Below are 20,108 nucleotides of genomic sequence, written 5' to 3'. Positions count from 1 at the left end.
GGCGGCGACACCCGGGGTAGGGCTGGCGCCGTCAGAGGGGGTGCTTTGGCGCGCCCTCCTTCCGTACGCACCATCCGTACGGAGGGGCATCAGTATCGGGAGAGGCCACCAACGGTGCCGCAGTCGCAGTCGCAGCCCACATCGCAGCCGTTCACCTTGCCGCACTTCTACATGCCGCATCCGGCACGGCTGAACCCGCACCTGGAGGCCGCCCGGACGCACTCCAAGCAGTGGGCGCGGCAGATGAACATGCTGGAAGGTTCCGGCATCTGGGACGAACGGGATCTGGATGCCCACGACTATGCGTTGCTGTGCGCCTACACCCACCCGGAGTGCTCCGAGGAGGCGCTCAACCTCGTCACCGACTGGTACGTCTGGGTCTTCTTCTTCGACGACCACTTCCTGGAGGAGTTCAAGCGCACCCTGGACCGGGAGGGCGGGAAGGCGTACCTCGACCGGCTGCCGGCCTTCATGCCGATGGACCTCAACACCCCCGTCCCGGAGCCGACCAACCAGGTCGAGGCGGGGCTGGCGGACCTGTGGGCGCGCACCGTGCCCTCGATGTCGCTGGACTGGCGCCGCCGGTTCGCCGAGAGCACCGAGAACCTGCTGAACGAATCCCTCTGGGAACTCTCCAACATCGACATCAACCGGATCGCCAACCCCGTCGAGTACATCGAGATGCGGCGGAAGGTGGGCGGCGCCCCCTGGTCGGCGGGGCTGGTGGAGTACGCGACCGGCGCCGAGATCCCGGCCGCGGTGGCCGGATCCCGCCCCCTCCGCGTCCTCAAGGACGCCTTCTCCGACGGCGTCCACCTCCGGAACGACCTCTTCTCGTACCAGCGCGAGATCGAGGACGAGGGGGAACTGAGCAACGGCGTCCTGGTGTTGGAGACGTTCCTGGACTGCACCACCCAGGAGGCCGCGGACGCCGTCAACGAACTGATCACCTCCCGCCTGCAGCAGTTCGAGGACACCGTCTTCACCGAACTGCCCACGCTCTTCGCCGACCAGGGCCTGGACCCGGCCGGCTGCGCCGCCGTCCTCGCGTACGCCAAGGGCCTCCAGGACTGGCAGTCCGGCGGCCACGAGTGGCACATGCGCTCCAGCCGCTACATGAACGGCGGCGGGGCGGGCGAGCCCGGCAGCGCCGCGGCCCCCTGGTCGCCGCTGGTCTTCGGCGGGCTGGGCACCCAGGGGCTGGGCGCGCTCGGCCTGGGCACCTCCGCCGCCGATCTGTCGACCGCCCTCCGCATCGCCGGCACCCAGCGGCTCCGCCGCCGCTCGCACACCCCCCACCAGCCGGTCGGCCCTTCGCAACTCCCCGACTTCTTCATGCCGTTCACCACCACCCTCAGCCCCCACCTGGAGGCGGCCCGGCGCAACGTCGTCACCTGGTCGCACCGGATGGGCCTGCTCCAGCCGCAGCCCGGCGTACCGTTCTCCGGCATCTGGGACGAGGACGCCCTGGTCCGCTTCGACTTCGCGCTCTGCGCGGCCGGGCTGCACCCCGACGCCACCCTCGAAGAACTCGACCTCGGCACCCAGTGGCTGACCTGGGGCACCTACGCCGACGACTACTACCCCGCCGTCTTCGGCCGGACCCGCGACGTCGCCGGGGCCCTGGCCACCACCAAGCGGCTCTCCGCCCTGATGCCCGTCGACACCGCCGACCCGGCCCCCGAACCGGCCAACGCCCTCGAACGCGCCCTCGCCGACCTCTGGACCCGCACGGCCGGGCCGATGGCACCGGACGCGCGCCGCACCTTCAAGGGCACCGTCGACGCGATGACGGCCAGTTGGCTCTGGGAGCTGGACAACATGGTGCTGCACCGCATCCCGGACCCGGTCGACTACATCGAGATGCGCCGCGCCACCTTCGGCTCGGACCTCACCATGAGCCTGAGCCGGCTCGGCCACGGCCGGCAGGTGCCGCCGGAGATCTACCGCAGCGGCCCGATGCGCTCCCTGGAGAACGCCGCCGCCGACTACGCGTGCCTGCTCAACGACGTCTTCTCGTACCAGAAGGAGATCGAGTACGAGGGCGAGGTCCACAACGGGATCCTCGTCGTGCAGAACTTCTTCGACTGCGACTACCCGACCGCGCTGGCCATCGTCCACGACCTGATGACCTCCCGCATGCGCGAGTTCCAGCACGTCGCCACCGATCAACTCCCCATCCTCTACGACGACTTCAAGCTCTCCGCCGAGGCCCGCGCCACCCTCGACGGCTACGTCGAGGAGCTGGAGAACTGGCTCGCCGGCATCCTCACCTGGCACCGCGAGTGCCGCCGCTACCGCCCCGAACACCTCCGCCACCACCCCGGCACCACCGGCTGGACACCCGGCCCGACGGGACTGGGGACGTCGGGGACGCGGGTGGCCGGGGTGGTGGGGACGGTGGTCGGGGGCTGATCCGGTAGGGAGCCGGCCCGGCCGGGGCGGGTGGCCTGCTTTCCGCCCGCCCCGGGGCAGCGGACGGGAGCCCCCGCGTCGCCGCCGGCCGGCCAACCGGTGGGTACCGGTGGTCAGTTGGTGCGCCGGGCCGCCAGGCGGGCCAGGAGGCGGGCGCGGTGGGTGTCGTCCTGGGCCAGGGAGAGGGCCGTCCAGGCCATGGCCAGGCCGCCGTCGAGGAGGGCGCGGTCGGCGCCGGGGGTGGTGCCGTAGCGGGTGAACTCCGGGTTGTGCATGATCGCGCCGGCGCAGTCGTAGCCGATCATGGGGTGGATGGTGGGGACGACCTGGGAGACGTTGCCCATGTCGGTGGAGCCGCCGCGCAGGGACGGGTCGCGGGGCGGGACGGTGCGGCCGAGGGCGGTCGCGGCGCCGGCGTAGAGGGCGGTCATCGCCAGGTCCTGCTGGAGGTCGGCGTAGTCGTTGCCGACCGGGGTGAGGGTGAGTTCGGCGCCGGTGGCCAGTGCGCCGGCTTCGAAGCAGGCGCGGATGCGGGACTGGAGTTCCCGCAGGTCGGCGACGGTTTCGGCGCGGCAGTCGTAGGCGGCGGTGGTGCGGCCGGGGATGACGTTGGAGGCTTCGCCGCCGGAGGTGGTGATGCCGTGGACGACGCCGCCGGGGACCATCTGCTGCCGGTGGGCGCCGATGGCGACCTGGGCGATCATCAGGGCGTCGGCGGCGTTGACGCCGCGGTGCGGCGCGGCCGAGGCGTGCGCGGTGCGGCCGGTGTAGGCGACCTGCCAGCTGCTGATGGCCAGGGACGTCATGCCGATGGCGTCGGTCGGGGCGGCGTGCACCATCATCGCCGCGGCCACGTCGTCGAAGGCCCCGGCGCGGAGCATGTCGGCCTTGCCGCCGCCGTACTCCTCGGCGGGCGTGCCGAGCAGCTTGACGGTGATGCCCAGCTCGTCGGCGAACGGGGCGAGGGCCAGGGCGGCGGTGGTCGCGGCGGCGCCGTTGACGTTGTGGCCGCAGGCGTGGCCGATGCCGGGCAGGGCGTCGTACTCGGCGCAGATGCCGATCACCAGGTCGCCGGAGCCGGCGGTGGCGGTGAACGCGGTGGGGAGGTCGCAGACGCCCCGTTCGACGGCGAAGCCGGCCCGCTCCACCAGGTCGGCGATCTTCTTGGCGGAACGGTGCTCCTCGTAGGCGAGTTCGGGCTCCGCGTGCAGGCTGTGGCTGAGCGCGACGACGTCGTCCCGGTGGGCGGCGACGGTGTCGCGGGTGCGGTGGTGGAGGGGGGTGAGGGCGAGGGGGGCGGTGGGGGCGGTCGTCATGGGGTGGCTCCTCGGTGGGGAGGTCGGGGCCGTCAGTGGGCGCTGGCCGGGGCCGCGGGCGCGTCGCGGTGGCGGCGGTAGAGGAGGCCGACCAGCGCGCCCGCCAGGGACACCGCGGTGCAGAGCAGCCAGGCGTGGGTGTACGCGGATTCCGCCGGGAGTTGGCGGCCGGCGGCGGTCTCGGCGGCGAAGACGGAGAGGACGACGGCGGCGCCGAGCGAACCGCCGACGTTGATCAGGAGTTCGTTGATGCCGGAACCGACCGAGGTCTGGTCCGGCGGCACCGCCTCGACGGCGAGGGTGCGGGTGGAGTGCTGGAGCAGACCGGAGCCCAGGCCGACGACGGCGGTGAAGACCAGGTACGGCGTGAGGGCGGTGTGCCAGGTGAAGGTGGCGAGGTTGCCGGCGGCCATCAGCAGCGAACCGGTGACCAGCGTGCGGCGGTCGGAGATCCGGCGGGCCAGGGCGGGGGCGAGGAGCGCGCCGACCACCAGCGCCAGCATGTTGGGGAGCAGGGCGAAGGCGGTGGCCAGCGGGGCCAGCCCGAGCCCGTAGCCGGCCTCGGCGGGGGCCGTCCCGAGGAAGACCGGGCCTGCGACCAGCAGGCCCAGCATGCAGGAGCTGAAGGTGACGGTGACGACGGAGACCACGACGACGTTGCGGCGTCGGAAGAGGCGGACGTCCATCACCGGCTCGGCGGTGCGCAGTTCGACCCGTACCCACAGGGCGGTGACCAGCAGGCCGCCGACGAGGCTGCCGAGGGTCCTCGGGGAGGTCCACTCCCAGCCGGGGGAGCCGCCCTGGCCGAGCGCGAGCATCAGCGCGACCAGGCCGGTGCAGAGGAGGAGCGCGCCCAGCCAGTCGGTGCGGCCGCCGGGGCGGTCGGCGCTCTCCGGCAGCAGCGGCCAGGTCACCGCCAGGGCGAGGGTCACCGCGGCGGCCGGGACCCACAGCGCGGCGGTCGGCCGGGCCACGGACTGGGCGATCAGCCCGCTGGCGACCGTACCCAGCGCGAGCCCGGCGACGAGGGCGGCGACCATCACGCTGATGCCGCGCCGGTTCTGCTCCGCGGTGCCGCGGTTGCGCAGGATGCCGACCAGCAGCGGGAAGAAGCCGGCGAACGCGCCCTGGAGGACGGAGCCGACCAGCAGCAGGCCGAAGGACCGGCTGACGCCGACGAGGACCGAGCCGGCGAGGACGAGCGCGAGGTTCCAGCGCAGGATGCGGCGGTGGCCGTGCAGGTCGCCGAGGCGGGACAGGACGGGGGTGAAGGCGACGCTGGCGAGCAGGTTGGCGACGCTGATCCAGTTCAGGTCGGCGACGGTGACGTGCAGGGTCGAGGTGAGGCCCTTGAGCAGCGGCCCCAGGAAGCCCTGGGTGACCCCGCTGGACAGCTCCACGAGGACCAGGCAGAGGAGGACGATCGCGGGGGAGGTGGGGACCGTGGGGCGGGTGGCGCCGGTCGCCACGGCGGCCCGGCCGGGGGTTCTGGCGGGCGGGGACGGGTCGAGGGTGGTTCCGGGCTCGGTCATGGCGGTGCCGCACCTGTTCTCTGAGAGCGCGCGGCGGGGGTGCCGCGCGGCCGGGGTGAGGAGCCTCCGCAACGGAACGCCGTATGGCGGAAAATCGTCGCTGGCGGAAACAGGGCATCAATGTGGCGGGCAGGCCGTACCCTCGTCCATATGTGACCCTCAGGTGGCCCGAAACCCGCATCCCAGAGGTGATCATCGGTGGATTCAGACATCAGGGCCGGCGCCGCGGAGGTTTTGGACGAGCTGGATCACGCCGTCATCCGCCTCCTGGCCCGTGAGCCGCGCGCCGCCTTCGCCGACGTCGGGGCGCGCCTGGGCGTCCACGAGCGGACGGTCGCCCGCCGCCTCGACCGGCTGATCGCCGCGGGCCTGGTCCGCTTCACCGCCTTCCTCGTGCCCGAGCACCTCGGCGAGGGCCTGGTCGTCGAACTCGCCGTCCGCTGCGCCCCCGGCCGGCTGCACGAGACGGCGCTGGCGCTGGCCCGGCGGCCGGACGTCCGCGCGGTGGACGTGGCCACCGGCGCCTCCGAGGTCGTCGCCGAGATGATCGTGCCGGGCACGGACCAGCTGCTCTCCCTGGTCGACGGGCCGGTCGCCCGCATCCCCGGCGTCACCGGCATCCACACCGCGGTCGTGCTGCGGCTGCTGCTGACCGCCACCGACTGGGACCCGTACGGCGACGAGCCCACCCGCACCCGGCGCCTGGTCGCCGAGGGCGGGCCGCTGCCCGCGCCGCCGGCCGTCGACGACCTCGACCGCCGCCTGGTGGCCCTCCTGGAGCGCGACGCCCGCGCCCCCATGACCCGCCTCGCGCAGGAACTCTGCGTCGGCGAGACCACCGCCCGGCGCCGGCTGGCCCGGCTGATGGACTCGCACATCCTCCACCTCCGGCTGCACGCCGAACCGGAGGTCCTCGGCTTCCCGGTCGAGGCCCGCTTCCGGCTGACCGTCGAACACCGCTTCCTGGACGCCGCGGTCCGCCGCCTCGCCGGCGAACCCGAGGTCCGCCACCTCGTCCTCACCACGGGCCACAGCAATGTCCAGGGCTATTCGAGCCATCGCACCACCCAGGACCTGCACGCCTTCACCGCCCGCGTCTTCGCCCAACTCGACGGCGTCACGGCTGCGGAGGCCGCCCTGCTGCTGCGGACGTACAAGCGGGCCGGGGTGGTGACGGAACGGGGCCACGCGGAACGCGGCCACGCGGAGCGGGCGAGCCCGGAGGCGGCCGCTCCCGGCGGCAGCTGATCCGCGCCGCCGCGCCGCCGCCCCGCTCGGCTCCGGTGCCGTACGCCTCCCGCCGCCCCGCTTCCGCATTGCTTCTAACATGGGCATAGCGGGGCGTAACCGGCATGATGCGGGTGCGGCGGGCGGGGCGCGCGCCCCGACACCGCCCAGCACGCCGGCGGACCGCCGGCCCGGTGAGCGCCCGCCCGCGGCGGCGGACCGCACCGGCACCCGCGCCACGGCGACGGCAGCGCCCCGGAGGGAACCGGCTGCGACGGACTGGCGATGCGATGACCTCGGAGAATGACCGGCCGGAGCGGCCGGGCGGCGGGGCGGGCGAGGGGCCGGGCCGGGCCTGCGACCTCGCCACCGCGGCCGCGGCCGAGCTGGACGGGCGCGGGGTGGTGGTCTCCTGGACCCGGGCGGCGGAACGGCTGCTCGGATACCCGGCCGCGGAGGTCCTGGGGCACGACGCGGCGGAGCTGCTGGCCGTACCGGGGGACGCGGCGCGGGTCGCCGCCGTGGCGCACTGGGCGGGGGACGGCTGGAGCGGGTCGGTGGCGGTCCGGCACCGGGACGGGCGGGCGGTCCAGCTCGCGGTGCAGGTGTCGCCGGTGCTCGCCGCGGCCGGCGACGGGACGGTCCGGTCCGGGCGGTGGGCGGTGCTCGCCCTGGAGGAGTGGCGGACCCCCGGCGGAGTGGTGAACCAGCTGATGCTGGAACCGTTCCTGGCCCATGCGCCCGTCGGCATGGCCGTCCTCGACACCGAGCTGCGCTACGTCTGGGTCAACGCCGTACTGGAGCGCCTGATCCCGCTGGAGCGGCGGCTGGGGCGCACGGTGCACGAGGTGCTGCCGCAGCTGGAGGCGGAGGCGTTCGAGGAGCGGATGACGCGGGTGCTGGAGACCGGGCAACCGGTGATGGACTACGAGTTCCGCAGCCCCACCTACGCCGATCCCACCGAGGAGCGGGCCTACTCGGTGTCGTTCTTCCGGCTGGCCGGCCCGCACGGCCGGTGCGTGGGGATCTGGTACATGGTCATCGACGTCACCGAACGCTGGCGGGCCCAGGAAGGGCTGGCGCTGCTGAACGACGCCAGCGCCCGGATCGGCAGCACCCTCGACGTGACGCGGACCGCGCAGGAACTCGCCGACGTCGCGGTGCCGGCGCTGGCCGACTTCGTGGCGGTCGATCTGCTGGACTCCGTGCTGCACGGCGAGGAACCGGTCCCCGGGCCGGTCGACAGCACCCCGACGATGCGCCGGACCGGGCAGCGGTCGGTCCGCGAGGGGTGTCCGGAGGCCGGGCTGGCGGTCGGCGAGGCGGTCCGGCGGGCGCCGTCGTCGGCGGTGGCGCGCTGCCTGCTGTCCGGGGAACCGGTGGTGGAACCGCTGCTGGCCGCCGACAGCCCCTGGGTGACCGAGGACCCGCGGCGGGCCGGCATCGTGCGCGCCTACGGGTTCCGGTCGGTGATGGTCGCGCCGGTCCGGGCCCGCGGCATCACCCTCGGCGCGGCGACGTTCGTCCGGTCCCGGCGGCTGGGGCCCTTCGGGGCGGACGACGTGCGCCTCGCCGAGGAACTGGTCGCCCGCGCCGCGGTCTGCCTCGACAACGCCCGGCGCTACACCCGCGAGCGCACCGCGGCCCGCATGATGCAGCGCAACCTGCTGCCGCATGCGCTGGCCGGCGGCGCGGCCCTGGACGTGGCGTCGTGGTACTTCCCGGCGGACGCCCCGAGCGGGGTGGGCGGCGACTGGTTCGACGTGATCCCGCTGTCGGGGGCGCGGGTGGCGCTGGTCGTCGGGGACGTGGTCGGGCACGGCATCGACGCCGCGGCCAGCATGGGCCGGCTGCGGGCCGCGGTGCGCACCCTGGCCAATCTGGACCTGCCGCCGGACGAACTCCTCGCCCGGCTCGACGACTTGGTGATCGGGCTGATGGAGCCCCGCCGGGACGGCGGCGCGGCCACCGACGACGGGACGGCCGCCACCCGCCTGGGCTTCCTGGGCGCCACCTGCCTGTACGCGGTGTACGACCCGGTCAGCCGGCGCTGCACGATGGCCCGCGCCGGCCATCTGCCGCCCGCGGTCCTCGCCCCGGACGGCGCCGTGGAGTTCCCGGACCTGCCCGCCGGGCCCCCGCTCGGCCTGGGCGCGCTGCCCTTCGAACCGGCCGAACTGGAGCTGGCCGAGGGCAGCTTGCTGGCCCTCTACACCAACGGCCTGATCGAGACCCACGACCGGGACATCGGGGTGGGCATGGCCCGGCTGGGCCGGGCCCTCGCCGCGCCCGGCGGGACGCTCCAGGAGATCGGCGGGAACGTCGTGGCGGCGCTGCTGACCGGCCCGCCGTCCGACGACGCCGCGCTGCTGCTGGCCCGGACGCACGCCCTGGACGCGAGCCAGGTCGCCTCCTGGGACCTGAGCGCCGACCCGGCCGCGGTCGCCGGTGCCCGCACCCTCGCCGGGCGGCAACTGTCGGAGTGGGGGCTGGAGCCGCTGCGGTTCACCACCGAACTGGTCGTCAGCGAACTGGTCACCAACGCCATCCGGCACGGCAGCGGCCCGATCACCCTGCGCCTGATCCGCCAGGACGCCGCCCTGATCTGCGAGGTCTTCGACACCGGCAGCACCGCCCCGCACCTGCGGCACGCCCGGACCACCGACGAGGGCGGCCGCGGGCTGCTGATCGTCGCCCAGCTCACCCGCCGCTGGGGCACCCGCTACACGGCCAACGGGAAGATCATCTGGGCGGAGCAGGGCCAGGGCGAACGGGGCGGGCAGGGCCCTGAACAGGGCGCTTCGCCGGGGGACGGGGCGGATGTCGTGGGGGTGGGGTGACCGGGCCCGACGGGGCGTACGCGCGCCAACCGGGCGGATTCGAGAGGGAGTAGCCGCCCGGTGTCCCGCCTACGCCGACTCCGTACGCCGGTCGAGATACGCCAGCACGGCCAGCACCCGTCGGTGCCCGCTGTCGCTCGGCGGCAGCCCCAGCTTCGCGAAGACGTTGCCGATGTGCTTGCTGACGGCCCGGTCCGAGACCACCAGCAGACGCGCGATGGTGGTGTTGTCCCGGCCCTCCGCCATCAGTTGGAGCACCTCGCGCTCGCGCGGCGTCAGCGCGTCCAGCGGATCGTCCCGGCGGCGGGCCAGCAACTCGGTGACCACTTCCGGGTCCAGCGCCGTACCGCCGGCCGCGACCCGCTCCAACGCGTCCAAGAAGGCGTCCACCCGGCCCACCCGGTCCTTGAGCAGGTAGCCGACCCCGCTCGCGCCGTCGCTCAGCAACTCGGCGGCGTAGGTCTCCTCGACGTACTGCGACAGCACCAGCACCGGCAGCCCGGGGATCTCCCTGCGCGCCGCGAGCGCCGCCCGCAGCCCCTCGTCCCGGAAGCCCGGCGGCATCCGCACGTCCAGCACCGCCACGTCCGGCCGGTGGCTGAGCAGGGCCGGCAGCACCTCCGGTCCGGTGGCCGCGACCGCCGCCACGTCGTGCCCGGCGGAGGTCAGCAGCAGCACCAGCCCCTCCCGCAACAGGGCGTTGTCCTCGGCGATCACCACGCGCACGGCAGCTCCACTTCGATCACGGTCGGCCCGCCGACCGGGCTCGCCACCTCCATCGTCCCGTCGAGGGCGGCGACCCGCCGCCGCATTCCGAGCAGCCCGGTGCCGCCCGCCCCGACCCCGGCGCCGCCCTCGCGGGCCCCGCCCCGGCCCTCGTCCCGCACCCGGACCCGCAACGCGTGGGGCTCCCGGGTGAGTTCGACCGCCGCCCGGTTGGCGCCGCTGTGCCGGGCCGCGTTGGTCAGCGCCTCCGCGACCACGAAGTACGCGGCCGCCTCCACCGCCGCCGGGGCGCGCGGCGCCTGCGTGCGGCCGCCCTCGCGCACCTCCACGGTCAGCCCGCTGCCCGCCGCCAACGCCCGTACCGCACCGGCCAGTCCACGGTCGGTCAGGATCGGCGGATGGATGCCCCGAACGACGTGCCGCAGTTCGGTGAGGGCCTCCTCGGCCTGGTCCTGGGCGTCGTCCAGCAGTTTGCGCGCGGCCTGCGGATCCGTGTCGTACATCCGGCGCGCCAGCCCCAACCGCATGGACAGCGCCACCAGGCGGGCCTGCGCGCCGTCGTGCAGATCCCGTTCGATGCGCCGCAGTTCGGCGCCGTGGGCGGCGACCGCGCCCGCCCGGGTGACGGTCAGTTCCTCGACGCGTTCGGCGAGCCGGCTGGTGTGCAGGGCCTCCGGGGCCGGTGCCAGCAGCGCCCGCGACCACCGCGCGTCGAGGTCGGCGAGCCGCCCGATCAGCGGCAGCACCACCGCCCGGCGCCCGAGCAGCCCGCACCACACCCCGTCGGCCACCAGGCCGATCCCCCACAGCGGCAGGCAGACGTACGCCAGCAGCAAGCCGTAGCCGAAGTGCGCCACCAGCCACCGCAGATCGCGCACCGTCCCGGGATCCGACAGGGCCGTCCGCACCCGCTCGCCGAGCCCGCCGCGCAACGGCAGGTACGCCGCGGGAACCGGCTCGCCCGACCAGGCGGCCGCCCGCCGCCGCTTGAACCCGGCCATCCGACGCAGCATCAGCACCGTCTCGGGCAGCACCCCCGCGCCGATCACGATGAGCGTCGCGACGGCGGTGAACAGCAGCACCGCCAGGAACAGGTACGACAGCAGCGCCAGCCCCGCCCCCGCCGCCAACTGGCCGGTGGCGCACGCCGCCCGCCGCACCGCTGCCCGCATCCCCGCCCCGCCCCCCATGGCCCACAGGCTAGGCGACGGCACCGGCTCCCGCGGGCCGGGACGGCTCCCCGGCCCCGGGGGTGTAGCGCGCTACACCCCCGATCGGGGTGCGCCCTCCCTCGTCGCAGGCGGCCGCGCCGGGCATCGTGGTGGACGGGTCGAGCGCACAGGGTGACCGCTGCTGACATGGCGTCCGCACGAGGTGACCGCGCCCGTCCCGCCGCCCTGTTGTGCACCGCCCCGGGTCCCCGGCCGCAGGCTCAGGACCCGGCCATGCCCGGAAGGAACGCCACCGATGAACGCCCTGAAAGCCCTGCTCGGGTGCGCACTGGTCCTCGCCCTCGTCGTCAACGTCGCCACCAGCTTCGCCTTCGACGGCGTCCAGCAGGTCGTGATCAGCGTCGGCACCGGCAGCGTGGCCATCGCCTCGGCCGCGGCGCTGTTCCTGATGCGCGAGAGGCGGCGCCCGTGACGCCGGCACCGTCCTCCGGGGCGCAACCGGTCGACCATGGGCGAGCACCGTTCCACCCACAGTGACCTGCCCATTTTGCCTGAATTTTCACGCAAAAGCACTTGTTGGTACCGGTGGTCCGACGTAGTGTCGGAAGTGTCGCGGCCAGAACGTTCCGCCGGAACGAACCGCAAGGAACGCCCCGACGAGAGCGCCGAATCGCCACCAGAGCACGGTCCGGGTTCGCCGCGGCGACATTCCTCTCACAGGAGGCGAAGATGACCTTCAGGGCATTCTTCCCCAATGACCGCGGACGCCACGGTGGTGGCGGCTGGGGCGGCGGCGGCCGTGGAGGCCGCGGAGGCCGCGGAGGCTACGGAGGACGCGGAGGATACGGCGGATACGGGCGCGGCGGTTATGGCTTCCGCGGCCGTGGAGGATACGGACGACGTTTCTTCTTCTTCTGACCGACCACCCGACCTGTTGTCCTCATCTGTTGTCAGTTCACATGCACGACAGTTGACGACCAGTGATCATGTGATTCGGGCCTAGGGCCCTGACGCACAGCCCGAGGCGGGCCCGCGTATCGCACGCGAGCCGGCCTCGTGGTCTGCCGACGCCCGGTCCACCGGCCCGCAGCACTCCTTATGACCATGCATCTGCGCAACTCCCGCCACGCCCGCGGCCCCAGAACGACCGACGGACGGGAGGCGGGCACGGCCCAAGACCGGGAGACGACGACGTCCCGCGGCCGCCGGACCAGGACGGCCACACTCTCCGACCCCCCGCCCGCACCGACCGCCGAACACCCGCGCCCCACCCCGCAGTCCGCCCCACCGGAGCCGGAACGGGGGCCGGGGCCGGATTCCGCCCAGTCACCGGGCCAGACACCGGGCCAGGCACCGGATCCGGGGCCGGGGCCGCAGCGGACGGGCACCGAGCTCCCCGCCGGCCTTCCCACCGACGCCCCCATCATGACCCGCCACGTCGGCCCCGTGGAGGCGTTCCGCCGCTTCTGGCCGCTGACCCGGGGCGACCGCCACTGGATGCTGCTGGTGGGACTGAGCGCCATCCTCGCCGCCCTCGCCGAGACCGTCACGATTCTGATCTTCGCGCAACTCACCGACCAGGCCCTGGCCAAGGGCTCGGTCAGCGCCTTCTGGCACCCCGCCGGCATCTGGCTCGCGGTCGCGGTCTTCGGCGCCGTGCTGGGCTACCTCGGCAACTCCCTCGCCGCCTGGACCGCGGAACGCTTCCTGCTGCGCCTGCGCGCCCGCGTCTTCACCCACCTCCAGAAGCTGCCGCCGCACTTCTTCCAACGCAACCGCCGCGGCGACCTCGTGGAACGGCTGACCGGCGACGTCGACGCCATCGAAAGCCTCGTGGTGAGCGGGCTGGTGGGGGCCTGCACGGCCGTCTTCAGCACCCTCTTCTACGCCGCCGCGGCACTCCTGCTGCGCTGGGAACTGGCGCTCGCCACCTTCGTCGCCGCCCCGATCTTCTTCGCCACCACCCGCCGCTTCACCAGTCGCCTCCGCGAGGTCTCCCGCCGCCTGCGGGCCGCCGACGGCGCCCTGACCTCCGTCGTCGAGGAAACGCTGGTCAACGTCGTCCTCACCCAGGCGTACAACCGCCAGCGCGACGAGGAGCGGCGCCTGGGGCGGGAGGCCCTCCGCTGGCTGCGCGCCTCCGTCGCCAGCGCCCGCCTCACCGCCCTCTACGAACAGCTCATCGAGGTCCTGGAAACCCTCTGCGTACTGGCCATCATCGGCCTGGGCGCCTGGGAGATCTCAGCCGGCCGGATGACCCTCGGCCAGCTCCTCGCCTTCGCCGCCTTCATCGGCTACCTCTATCCGCCGATCCGCTCCCTGGGCAAGCTGGGCCTGACCGCCACCGCCGCCACCGCCGCCGCCGACCGTCTGCTGGAGATCCTCGACGCCCGACCCGCCGTCACCGATCCGGCACCCGCCCGCACCATCCCGTTCCCGCAGCGCGCGCACGGCGAGTTGACCGCCCACGACGTCACCTTCCACTACCCGAACTCCCCCCACCACAACGCCCTCGAATCCTTCTCCTTCACCGCGCACCCCGGTCAGTTCCTGGTCGTCACCGGCCCCAGCGGCGCCGGCAAGTCCACCCTCGCCGCGCTCCTGCTGCGCTTCTACGACCCGGACGCCGGCACCATCCGCCTCGACGGAATCCCGGTCGACCGCCTCCCGCTCGCCGACCTCCGCCGCAACATCACCCTGCTCCCCCAGGAGACGCTCGTCCTGCACGACACCATCGAGCGCAACATCGCCTGCGGCCGCGAGATCCCCGACCCGACCCACCAGGAGGTCGTCGACGCCGCCCGGGCCGCCGACGCCCACGCCTTCGTCACCACCCTCCCGGACGGCTACGCCACGGTCATCGCCCCCGCCACCGCCGCCCTCTCCGGCGGCCAGCTGCAGCGCATCGCCATCGCCCGCGCCATGCTCCGCGACGCCCCGGTCCTCATCCTCGACGAGCCCACCACCGGCCTGGACACCCTCGCCGCTCAGCGCATCCTCGCCCCCCTCCACCGCCTCGCCGCCGGCCGCACCACCCTTGTCATCACCCACGACCTCGACCTGGCCGCCACCGCCGACCGCATCCTCGTCCTCGACGACGGCCACCTCGCCGAATCCGGCACCCACGCCGCACTCCTCCTCCGGGGCGGGTTGTACGCGGAGCTGTTCGCAGGGGCGAAGTCCGGCCCGGGACGCTAGGCCGTATCCGACACGTGCCACTCAGGAGTCCGTTTCCGCCGCCTCGGCGAGGCGGCGGAGTTCCGCATGCGCCGGGTACGGCTCTGGTGTGTTCGCGGCGGACGTGGCACCCTGCCGGGCGCCCACGGCTCGGGCCGCGCCCGCCGGTTCGGCACCCCGCCGCCCGGCCGGCGCCCCGCGGCGCTCGACAGACAAGGAGACGGCCATGAGTGAATCCCGGGACGGCGCACCGCGGAACCCCGCGTGCGACACGGACGGAGGGCGCCACGGCGAGGCGGCCGCCGCCGGGGAGGCCCTGCGGAAGCAGCACCTGGCGCGCGGCCGCAGCGCGGTCGACCGGGCCGCGGCGATGTGCCGCTACGCCGGTATCGCCGAGGACGCCGCGCAGGTCGTACCGAAGGACCCCACCGCGAAGGCGGCCAACGCCGTCCGGCTGTCCGCGCAGGCCCTCGCGCGCCTTCCCGAGCTGCCGCTCGACCCGGCGGCCGACGCCCGTTGCGCACGGAACGCCGCCGCGGCGGCCGCCGTCGTCGCCAAGGCCGCGCAGTCCCACGCGGGGCCCGGTGACCTTTCGGACGTCGCCTACCGCGCCGCCATCAAGGCGTCCATGACCGGCGGGGCAGCCGCGGGCCAGGCCGCGCGGGGCCGGGACGAGGCGCTGAACCGGACGGCGGATGCGGACGAGGCGGCAGCCGTGACGGCGGCCGAGGCCGCCGGCTGGATCTAGGCCGGAACGGCCCCGCCACGGAAATCCCGCCACGGAAATCCCGCCACGGAAATCCCGCCACAGGAACCCCGCCCGTCACAGAAGCACCCCTCTCACAGAAGCACCCCTCTCACCGGAGCACCCCCCTCAAGGGAACACCCCCGTCACAAGAACACCCCCAACACCCCATCCACCGACCAGCTCTGCCAGCACACGGTGAAGAAGCCGACCGCGGAGATCAGCGCCATCATCAGGTTCTGCCCCTGCTCGCCCCAGTCGTGGATCATCAGGACGAGGTAGATCAGGTTGAGCACCAGTCCGGCGATCAGGGCGACGGGGGTCAACAGGCCGACGATCAGGCCGAGTCCGAGTGCCAGCTCCGCGTAGGCGACGACGTACGCCATCAGTTTCGGCCGGGGCTTCACGATGCGGTCGAAGCCGGTCCGGACCACGGACCAGCGGTGCTCGGCCGCGATCCCGGCCGCCCAGTCGATGCCGCCGCCGGCGAACCAGCTCTTCTTGTCCTTGTGGCGCCAGCTCTCCAGCCACCACAGCCCGAGACCGATGCGGAGGACGGCGAGCCATTCGGCGCCGCCGAGCCAGATCGTCTGCATGCGAGCTGCCCCTCTCACTTCCCTGGCGTATCTGATGGCCCGTCAGTTCAGCGGAGGTCGGCCGATCGCGCAAGGGGTCGAGTTTCCGGGCGTCCCTTGTGGTTGCGAGGGCAAGCTCCTAACCTCCGAACTGATGGGTCGTCAGATTTCCGACCGGCGTGACCCACCGGCACGGCAGTTGGGGGTACAGCGTGACCAGCGGCAACAGCAGCACCAACGGCACCGCGGAGCTGCCGAGGATCATCAGCGTGGACGACCACGTGATCGAGCCGGCCCACCTCTTCGAGACCTGGTTGCCCCGGAAGTACCGCGACCGCGGCCCGAAACCGTTCACCGCCGGCATCGGCGAGCTGGCGTACGTCGGCGGGAAGTACCGCTTCACCACCGACCCGGAAGGCCAGACCACGGACTGGTGGGAGTACGAAGGGCTGCTCTTCCCGTACAAGCGCATCATCGCCGCCGTCGGCTTCTCCCGCGACGAGATGACGCTCGACGGCATCACGCGCGACCAGATGCGGCGCGGCTGCTGGGACCCCAAGGCCCGGCTGGCGGACATGGACGTCAACCACGTCGAGGCGTCGCTCTGCTTCCCGACCTTCCCGCGGTTCTGCGGGCAGACCTTCGCCGAGGCGGAGGACAAGGAGGTCGGACTGGCCTGCGTCCGCGCGTACAACGACTGGATGGTGGAGGAGTGGTGCGGCGACAGCGGCGGCCGGCTCATCCCGCTGTGCCTGATCCCCCTCTGGGACATCGACCTCGCCGTCGCCGAGATCAGGCGCAACGCCGCCCGCGGCGTCCGGGCGGTCACCTTCAGCGAGATCCCGACCTACCTGGGCCTGCCGTCCATCCACTCCGGCTACTGGGACCCGTTCTTCGCGGCCTGCGAAGAGACCGGGACGGTCGTGAACATGCACATCGGCTCGTCGTCGCAGATGCCGGCGGCCTCCCCGGACGCACCGCCCGCCGTCCAGGCGTCGCTCTCCTTCAACAACGCGATGGCCTCGATGATGGACTTCCTCTTCAGCGGCGTGCTGGTGAAGTTCCCGCGGCTCAAACTCGCCTACAGCGAGGGCCAGATGGGCTGGATCCCGTACGCCCTGGAGCGGGCCGACGACGTCTGGGAGGAGCACCGGGCGTGGGGCGGGGTGAAGGACCTGATCCCCGAACCGCCGTCGACGTACTACTACCGGCAGATCTTCTGCTGCTTCTTCCGCGACAAGCACGGGGTCGAGGCGATCGAGACCGTCGGGGTGGACAACGCGACCTTCGAGACCGACTACCCGCACGTCGACTCGACCTGGCCGCACACCAAGGAGGTCGCCGCCGACCACGTGGGCCACCTCCCGGCGGACGTGGCCTACAAACTGCTCCGCGGGAACGCGATCCGCATGCTGGACCTGCCGTTCGACCGCGACCGGGACCACGGCCGCGACCACGGCCGGGACCAGGACCGGGCGACGCGGGCGACCGCCTGACGCGTTCCCCCAGGTGGTGAGCCCGTGCCCCGCCGGCGCGTCAGGGGACGCGCGGGCGGGCGCCCCGGGCGGTGGCCGGGCGCCGGCCGGTCAGGTGAGCGCGTCCGCGTCCACCCGCGACAGGACCAGGTCCATCTGCTCGGTCACCGGGCCGCGCACCCGGACCGGCGGGCGCGGCTGCCGCAGCATCGCCGGATAGTCCTCCGGCATGTAGGAGTTGACCAGGCGGTACGGGTGCAGGCCGTGGGCCAGGAAGGGCGCCAGGACCTCGTCCGGGGTCGTCCCGCAGGCGGCCAGCCGGTCCGGGCTGACCTCGACCACGATCTCGCAGTCCGCCGGCAACTCGTCGAGCAGCGGGACCAGGCCGGCCAGCACCGTCCCCTCGGCCCCCTCCACGTCGATCTTGATGATCCGCGCCCGCCGGAGCTCCTCCGGCGTCACCGCCTCGGTCATCGGCAGGCCCGGCACCCGCAGCTCGGCCTCGTGCCGGTCGGGCCGGATCAGGCTCGTGGCACCGAGGTTCCCGGCGTGCGGGACGAACAGCCGGACCTCGCCGGGCTCTTCCGTGATGGCGCACCGCACCACCCGTACGTGGTCGAAGCCGTTCAGAGCGATGTTGGCCCGCAGCGCGCCGTGCATGTCGGGGGCGGGCTCGACCGCGACCACCATCCCCTCCGGGCCGACCAGTCGGGCGGCGAGCAGGGAGTAGTACCCGAGGTTCGCGCCGATGTCGACCAGCCCGGAGCCGGGCGTCAGCCGCGCCGCGATGAACGCGCTGACCTGGGGCTCCCAGCACCCGTGCACCAGGATCGAACGCTGGATCAGATCCTCCGTCGTGGCGACCCGGACCCGGAAGCCGTACCGGGTCCGCACCACCCGGTCACGGCACGGGTTCTGCCGCAGCCCCACGTCGAGCCACTCGCGCAGCATCATCCGCTTCAGGCCGAGGCCCCACCCGTGGCGGACCCACCAGCGGGACGCCGACAGCAGCGGCGTCCACGGTGGGGGCACCAAGTGCGTCTCGGACGGCGGAGGACGGAGCCCGGCGGAAGACATGACCGCGACGCTACGAGACGTCCCGACGGACAGCAAGGAGACGCATCCCACACCGGCCGCGGGCCCGTGCCGGCACCCGGCAATCACGGGCGTCGACCCCGTTCCAACCCCCCCTCTCCCCGTCATTCGTTGGCCGGAAAACGCCACTCGAAGCGGGCCAGCTGACGCGCCCGTGCCTCCACGACGGCCATCCGGGCCGCCCGCTCGGCCGCGTCGGTGTGCGGCGCCTGACTGGTCACCTGGCCGGGCCACTTCCGGTACAGAAGACCCACCTCGGAGGAGAACCAGCCGCGACTGGTCGCGTTCAACGCCAGAAGCAACCCCGTGTCCTCGGAGGCCGGGAGCGCCATCCAGCCCCCCAGGGCGAGGAGCAGGTCCCGGCGGACACACAGGGACGCGGGGTGGACCGGCGCCAGGTAGTCGTGGGCCTTCCAGAAGTCGAGGACCGCGCCCCGCTCGATCGGACCGGGCGCCGGATCCCCTTCGAAACCGACGGTGGAGCCGTCGGGGAGCAGGTCCAGCACGCGCGAGGTCGCCCAGCCGATGCCGCGGTCGCCTTCCAGGACGGCCAGGTCGCGGGCGAGCGCTCCGGGCGCCAACTGGTCGTCCGCGTCCAGGACCTTGACGTACTCGCCCTCGGCCTGCGCCAGGGCGATGGTGCGCGCGACACCGGGCCCGCCGGGGCGCCCCTGACGGAAGGTCACCCGCGGGTCGTCCGGAACGTGCGGAGCGACCTCGGCACCCGCCCCGTCCTCCTGGACCACCCAGTGCCACTCCCACCCCTCGGGGAGCTCCTGCCGGCGGAGCGAGGCGTAGGCGTCCGGCAGATACGGCGCGGAGGGGCCATGGACGGCCGTGACGATGATGATGCGCCGACGCACGGCTCACCACCTTTCCAGGGGAGTAGTGAAGACCAGTTCCGTGCGGTCGCCGGGCAGGATGACGTCGGTGACGTCCACGACGCGGCGTCCGGTGTCGTAGGAGACCTTCCGGAGCACCAGCACCGACGTCCCGGGCGGCAGCTCCAGCTCTTCGGCCTCCTCGGGCGTCGGCGGGCGGGCGGTGACGTGCTCCTCGACGCGGTCCAGCTCGATCCCGACGGAATGCAACTGGCTCTGCGAGCCGCCCGGCCACGGCTCCTTGGACTCGTCCAGCAGGTCGGGATTGCCGGCGATCATGTCGCGGACCAGATAGGAGGTGACCAGGCTGAACGGGGCGTTCTCGACGGTGCACCGCGTCCGGTAACTGCGCCGGAGCAGCGCCGTACCCTCGGCGACGCCGAGCGCTTCCGCGACCGCCGCGGTCGCCTCGATCTCGCGGTACCGGGCACGGAAGACCAGGTCGTCGACCCGCAGGCCGGTGTCGTGCTCGGTGGCCCCGGTCTGCGCCCGCCGCTCCAGGGACGCACGCGCCCGGTCCTTCTCCCACTGGTGCCGCAGATTGCTGCGCCGCGCCAGCGCCCGCGGACGCCGGACGAAGTTCCCGATGCCGTGCTGCTTCTCGATGAGCCCCTCGTCCCGCAGCGCACGCAGCGCCTCCCGGACGGTCGGCACGCTACGCCCGAACTGCTCGGCGAGCTTCGTCTCGGCCGGCAGCCGGTCACCGGGCCCGAGCCTTCCGCTGCGGATGGCGGTACGCAGCTCGTCCGCGATCCGCTCGTACGCCACTGCCATGGGTGCTCACCGTTCCGTCGCCCGACGCCCCGGTCCGCGACCCGGGCGCCCGACCGGCCGACCCAACCGGATCAACCGCCTCCCTCCAGGCTACGACTCCTCATGAGGTGTTGACGAGTGGGCCCCGTTACGCCCTGCCCGCCCGGAAAACCGACCCG

General features: G+C 73.5%; 15 protein-coding genes. 7 read left to right on the top strand and 8 right to left on the bottom strand.

The annotated features are described in order from the left end of the window. The first annotated feature begins 171 nt into the window (after positions 1-171). Positions 172-2,415, top strand: a complete 2,244-nt coding sequence (locus CG747_RS29630; protein WP_180985751.1) for a germacradienol/geosmin synthase — start codon at positions 172-174, stop codon at positions 2,413-2,415. 113 nt (positions 2,416-2,528) lie between these two features. On the opposite strand, the gene CG747_RS29625 is transcribed toward CG747_RS29630, so the two are convergent. Beyond that, positions 2,529-3,731 (bottom strand): amidohydrolase, encoded by a 1,203-nt coding sequence (locus CG747_RS29625; protein WP_100604894.1) that lies wholly within the window; start codon positions 3,729-3,731, stop codon positions 2,529-2,531. Positions 3,732-3,763: 32 nt separating this feature from the next. Continuing rightward, a complete protein-coding gene (locus CG747_RS29620) occupies positions 3,764-5,263 on the bottom strand; it encodes an MFS transporter (RefSeq protein WP_100604893.1) in 1,500 nt (499 codons plus the stop codon). Between the two features lie 198 nt (positions 5,264-5,461). Between CG747_RS29620 and CG747_RS29615 the strand changes: the two genes are divergently transcribed. Continuing rightward, complete coding sequence (locus CG747_RS29615) at positions 5,462-6,511, top strand: Lrp/AsnC family transcriptional regulator (RefSeq protein ID WP_257980832.1); 1,050 nt, start codon at positions 5,462-5,464, stop codon at positions 6,509-6,511. A gap of 269 nt (positions 6,512-6,780) precedes the next feature. Beyond that, on the top strand, positions 6,781-9,330 hold the full coding sequence (locus tag CG747_RS29610) for a SpoIIE family protein phosphatase (RefSeq protein WP_100604892.1): 2,550 nt from the start codon (positions 6,781-6,783) through the stop codon (positions 9,328-9,330). Between the two features lie 69 nt (positions 9,331-9,399). On the opposite strand, the gene CG747_RS29605 is transcribed toward CG747_RS29610, so the two are convergent. Both CG747_RS29605 and CG747_RS29600 read right to left on the bottom strand, forming a co-directional pair. Then, positions 9,400-10,056, bottom strand: coding sequence for a response regulator transcription factor (locus tag CG747_RS29605; RefSeq protein ID WP_100604891.1), 657 nt, complete (start codon positions 10,054-10,056; stop codon positions 9,400-9,402). After that, on the bottom strand, positions 10,044-11,228 hold the full coding sequence (locus CG747_RS29600) for a histidine kinase (RefSeq protein ID WP_100604939.1): 1,185 nt from the start codon (positions 11,226-11,228) through the stop codon (positions 10,044-10,046). The genes CG747_RS29605 and CG747_RS29600 overlap by 13 nt, the downstream gene beginning before the upstream one ends. A 295-nt stretch (positions 11,229-11,523) precedes the next feature. On the opposite strand from CG747_RS29600, the gene CG747_RS48270 reads away from it, so the two are divergent. The 3 genes from CG747_RS48270 (at position 11,524) to CG747_RS29585 (ending at position 15,153) form a co-directional block, all read left to right on the top strand. Continuing rightward, the gene (locus CG747_RS48270; RefSeq protein WP_180985754.1) at positions 11,524-11,700 is read left to right on the top strand and encodes a hypothetical protein; all 177 of its coding nucleotides are present in this window, start codon (positions 11,524-11,526) and stop codon (positions 11,698-11,700) included. A 632-nt stretch (positions 11,701-12,332) separates the two neighbouring features. Continuing rightward, a complete protein-coding gene (locus tag CG747_RS29590) occupies positions 12,333-14,426 on the top strand; it encodes an ABC transporter transmembrane domain-containing protein (protein WP_374701835.1) in 2,094 nt (697 codons plus the stop codon). Between the two features lie 205 nt (positions 14,427-14,631). Beyond that, the gene (locus CG747_RS29585) at positions 14,632-15,153 is read left to right on the top strand and encodes a hypothetical protein (RefSeq protein WP_100604890.1); all 522 of its coding nucleotides are present in this window, start codon (positions 14,632-14,634) and stop codon (positions 15,151-15,153) included. Between the two features lie 143 nt (positions 15,154-15,296). On the opposite strand, the gene CG747_RS29580 is transcribed toward CG747_RS29585, so the two are convergent. After that, the gene (locus tag CG747_RS29580; RefSeq protein ID WP_100604889.1) at positions 15,297-15,746 is read right to left on the bottom strand and encodes a DoxX family membrane protein; all 450 of its coding nucleotides are present in this window, start codon (positions 15,744-15,746) and stop codon (positions 15,297-15,299) included. A gap of 191 nt (positions 15,747-15,937) precedes the next feature. Here CG747_RS29580 and CG747_RS29575 point away from each other — a divergent pair, with 191 nt between their 5' ends. Continuing rightward, positions 15,938-17,221 (top strand): amidohydrolase family protein, encoded by a 1,284-nt coding sequence (locus CG747_RS29575; protein ID WP_100604937.1) that lies wholly within the window; start codon positions 15,938-15,940, stop codon positions 17,219-17,221. A gap of 90 nt (positions 17,222-17,311) precedes the next feature. Here CG747_RS29575 and CG747_RS29570 read toward each other — a convergent pair whose 3' ends face one another. The 3 genes from CG747_RS29570 to CG747_RS29560 all read right to left on the bottom strand — a co-directional run bounded on the left by CG747_RS29570 (position 17,312) and on the right by CG747_RS29560 (position 19,950). Continuing rightward, positions 17,312-18,277, bottom strand: a complete 966-nt coding sequence (locus CG747_RS29570) for an FkbM family methyltransferase (protein ID WP_180985743.1) — start codon at positions 18,275-18,277, stop codon at positions 17,312-17,314. A gap of 122 nt (positions 18,278-18,399) precedes the next feature. Then, on the bottom strand, positions 18,400-19,158 hold the full coding sequence (locus tag CG747_RS29565; protein WP_100604887.1) for a glycosyltransferase: 759 nt from the start codon (positions 19,156-19,158) through the stop codon (positions 18,400-18,402). Between the two features lie 3 nt (positions 19,159-19,161). Continuing rightward, positions 19,162-19,950: a GntR family transcriptional regulator gene (locus tag CG747_RS29560; protein ID WP_100604886.1), complete on the bottom strand. Its 789-nt coding sequence runs from the start codon at positions 19,948-19,950 to the stop codon at positions 19,162-19,164. Positions 19,951-20,108 lie beyond the last annotated feature (158 nt).

The organism is Streptomyces sp. CB02959, assembly GCF_002803155.1.
Lineage (GTDB): Bacteria > Actinomycetota > Actinomycetes > Streptomycetales > Streptomycetaceae > Streptomyces.
Note: the sequence above shows the minus strand (reverse complement) of the source record. Positions and strands in the feature narration are given on the sequence as shown.

What these genes read in the sequence shown, in the direction of transcription:
- CG747_RS29590 (WP_374701835.1), top strand. Translation starts at nt 12,333, where the DNA reads ATGCATCTGCGCAACTCCCGCCACGCCCGCGGCCCCAGAACGACCGAC.
- CG747_RS29570 (WP_180985743.1), bottom strand. Translation starts at nt 18,277, where the DNA reads ATGTCTTCCGCCGGGCTCCGTCCTCCGCCGTCCGAGACGCACTTGGTG.
- CG747_RS29580 (WP_100604889.1), bottom strand. Translation starts at nt 15,746, where the DNA reads ATGCAGACGATCTGGCTCGGCGGCGCCGAATGGCTCGCCGTCCTCCGC.
- CG747_RS29620 (WP_100604893.1), bottom strand. Translation starts at nt 5,263, where the DNA reads ATGACCGAGCCCGGAACCACCCTCGACCCGTCCCCGCCCGCCAGAACC.
- CG747_RS29630 (WP_180985751.1), top strand. Translation starts at nt 172, where the DNA reads ATGCCGCATCCGGCACGGCTGAACCCGCACCTGGAGGCCGCCCGGACG.
- CG747_RS29610 (WP_100604892.1), top strand. Translation starts at nt 6,781, where the DNA reads ATGACCTCGGAGAATGACCGGCCGGAGCGGCCGGGCGGCGGGGCGGGC.
- CG747_RS29600 (WP_100604939.1), bottom strand. Translation starts at nt 11,228, where the DNA reads ATGCGGGCAGCGGTGCGGCGGGCGGCGTGCGCCACCGGCCAGTTGGCG.
- CG747_RS29560 (WP_100604886.1), bottom strand. Translation starts at nt 19,950, where the DNA reads ATGGCAGTGGCGTACGAGCGGATCGCGGACGAGCTGCGTACCGCCATC.
- CG747_RS29625 (WP_100604894.1), bottom strand. Translation starts at nt 3,731, where the DNA reads ATGACGACCGCCCCCACCGCCCCCCTCGCCCTCACCCCCCTCCACCAC.
- CG747_RS29585 (WP_100604890.1), top strand. Translation starts at nt 14,632, where the DNA reads ATGAGTGAATCCCGGGACGGCGCACCGCGGAACCCCGCGTGCGACACG.
- CG747_RS48270 (WP_180985754.1), top strand. Translation starts at nt 11,524, where the DNA reads ATGAACGCCCTGAAAGCCCTGCTCGGGTGCGCACTGGTCCTCGCCCTC.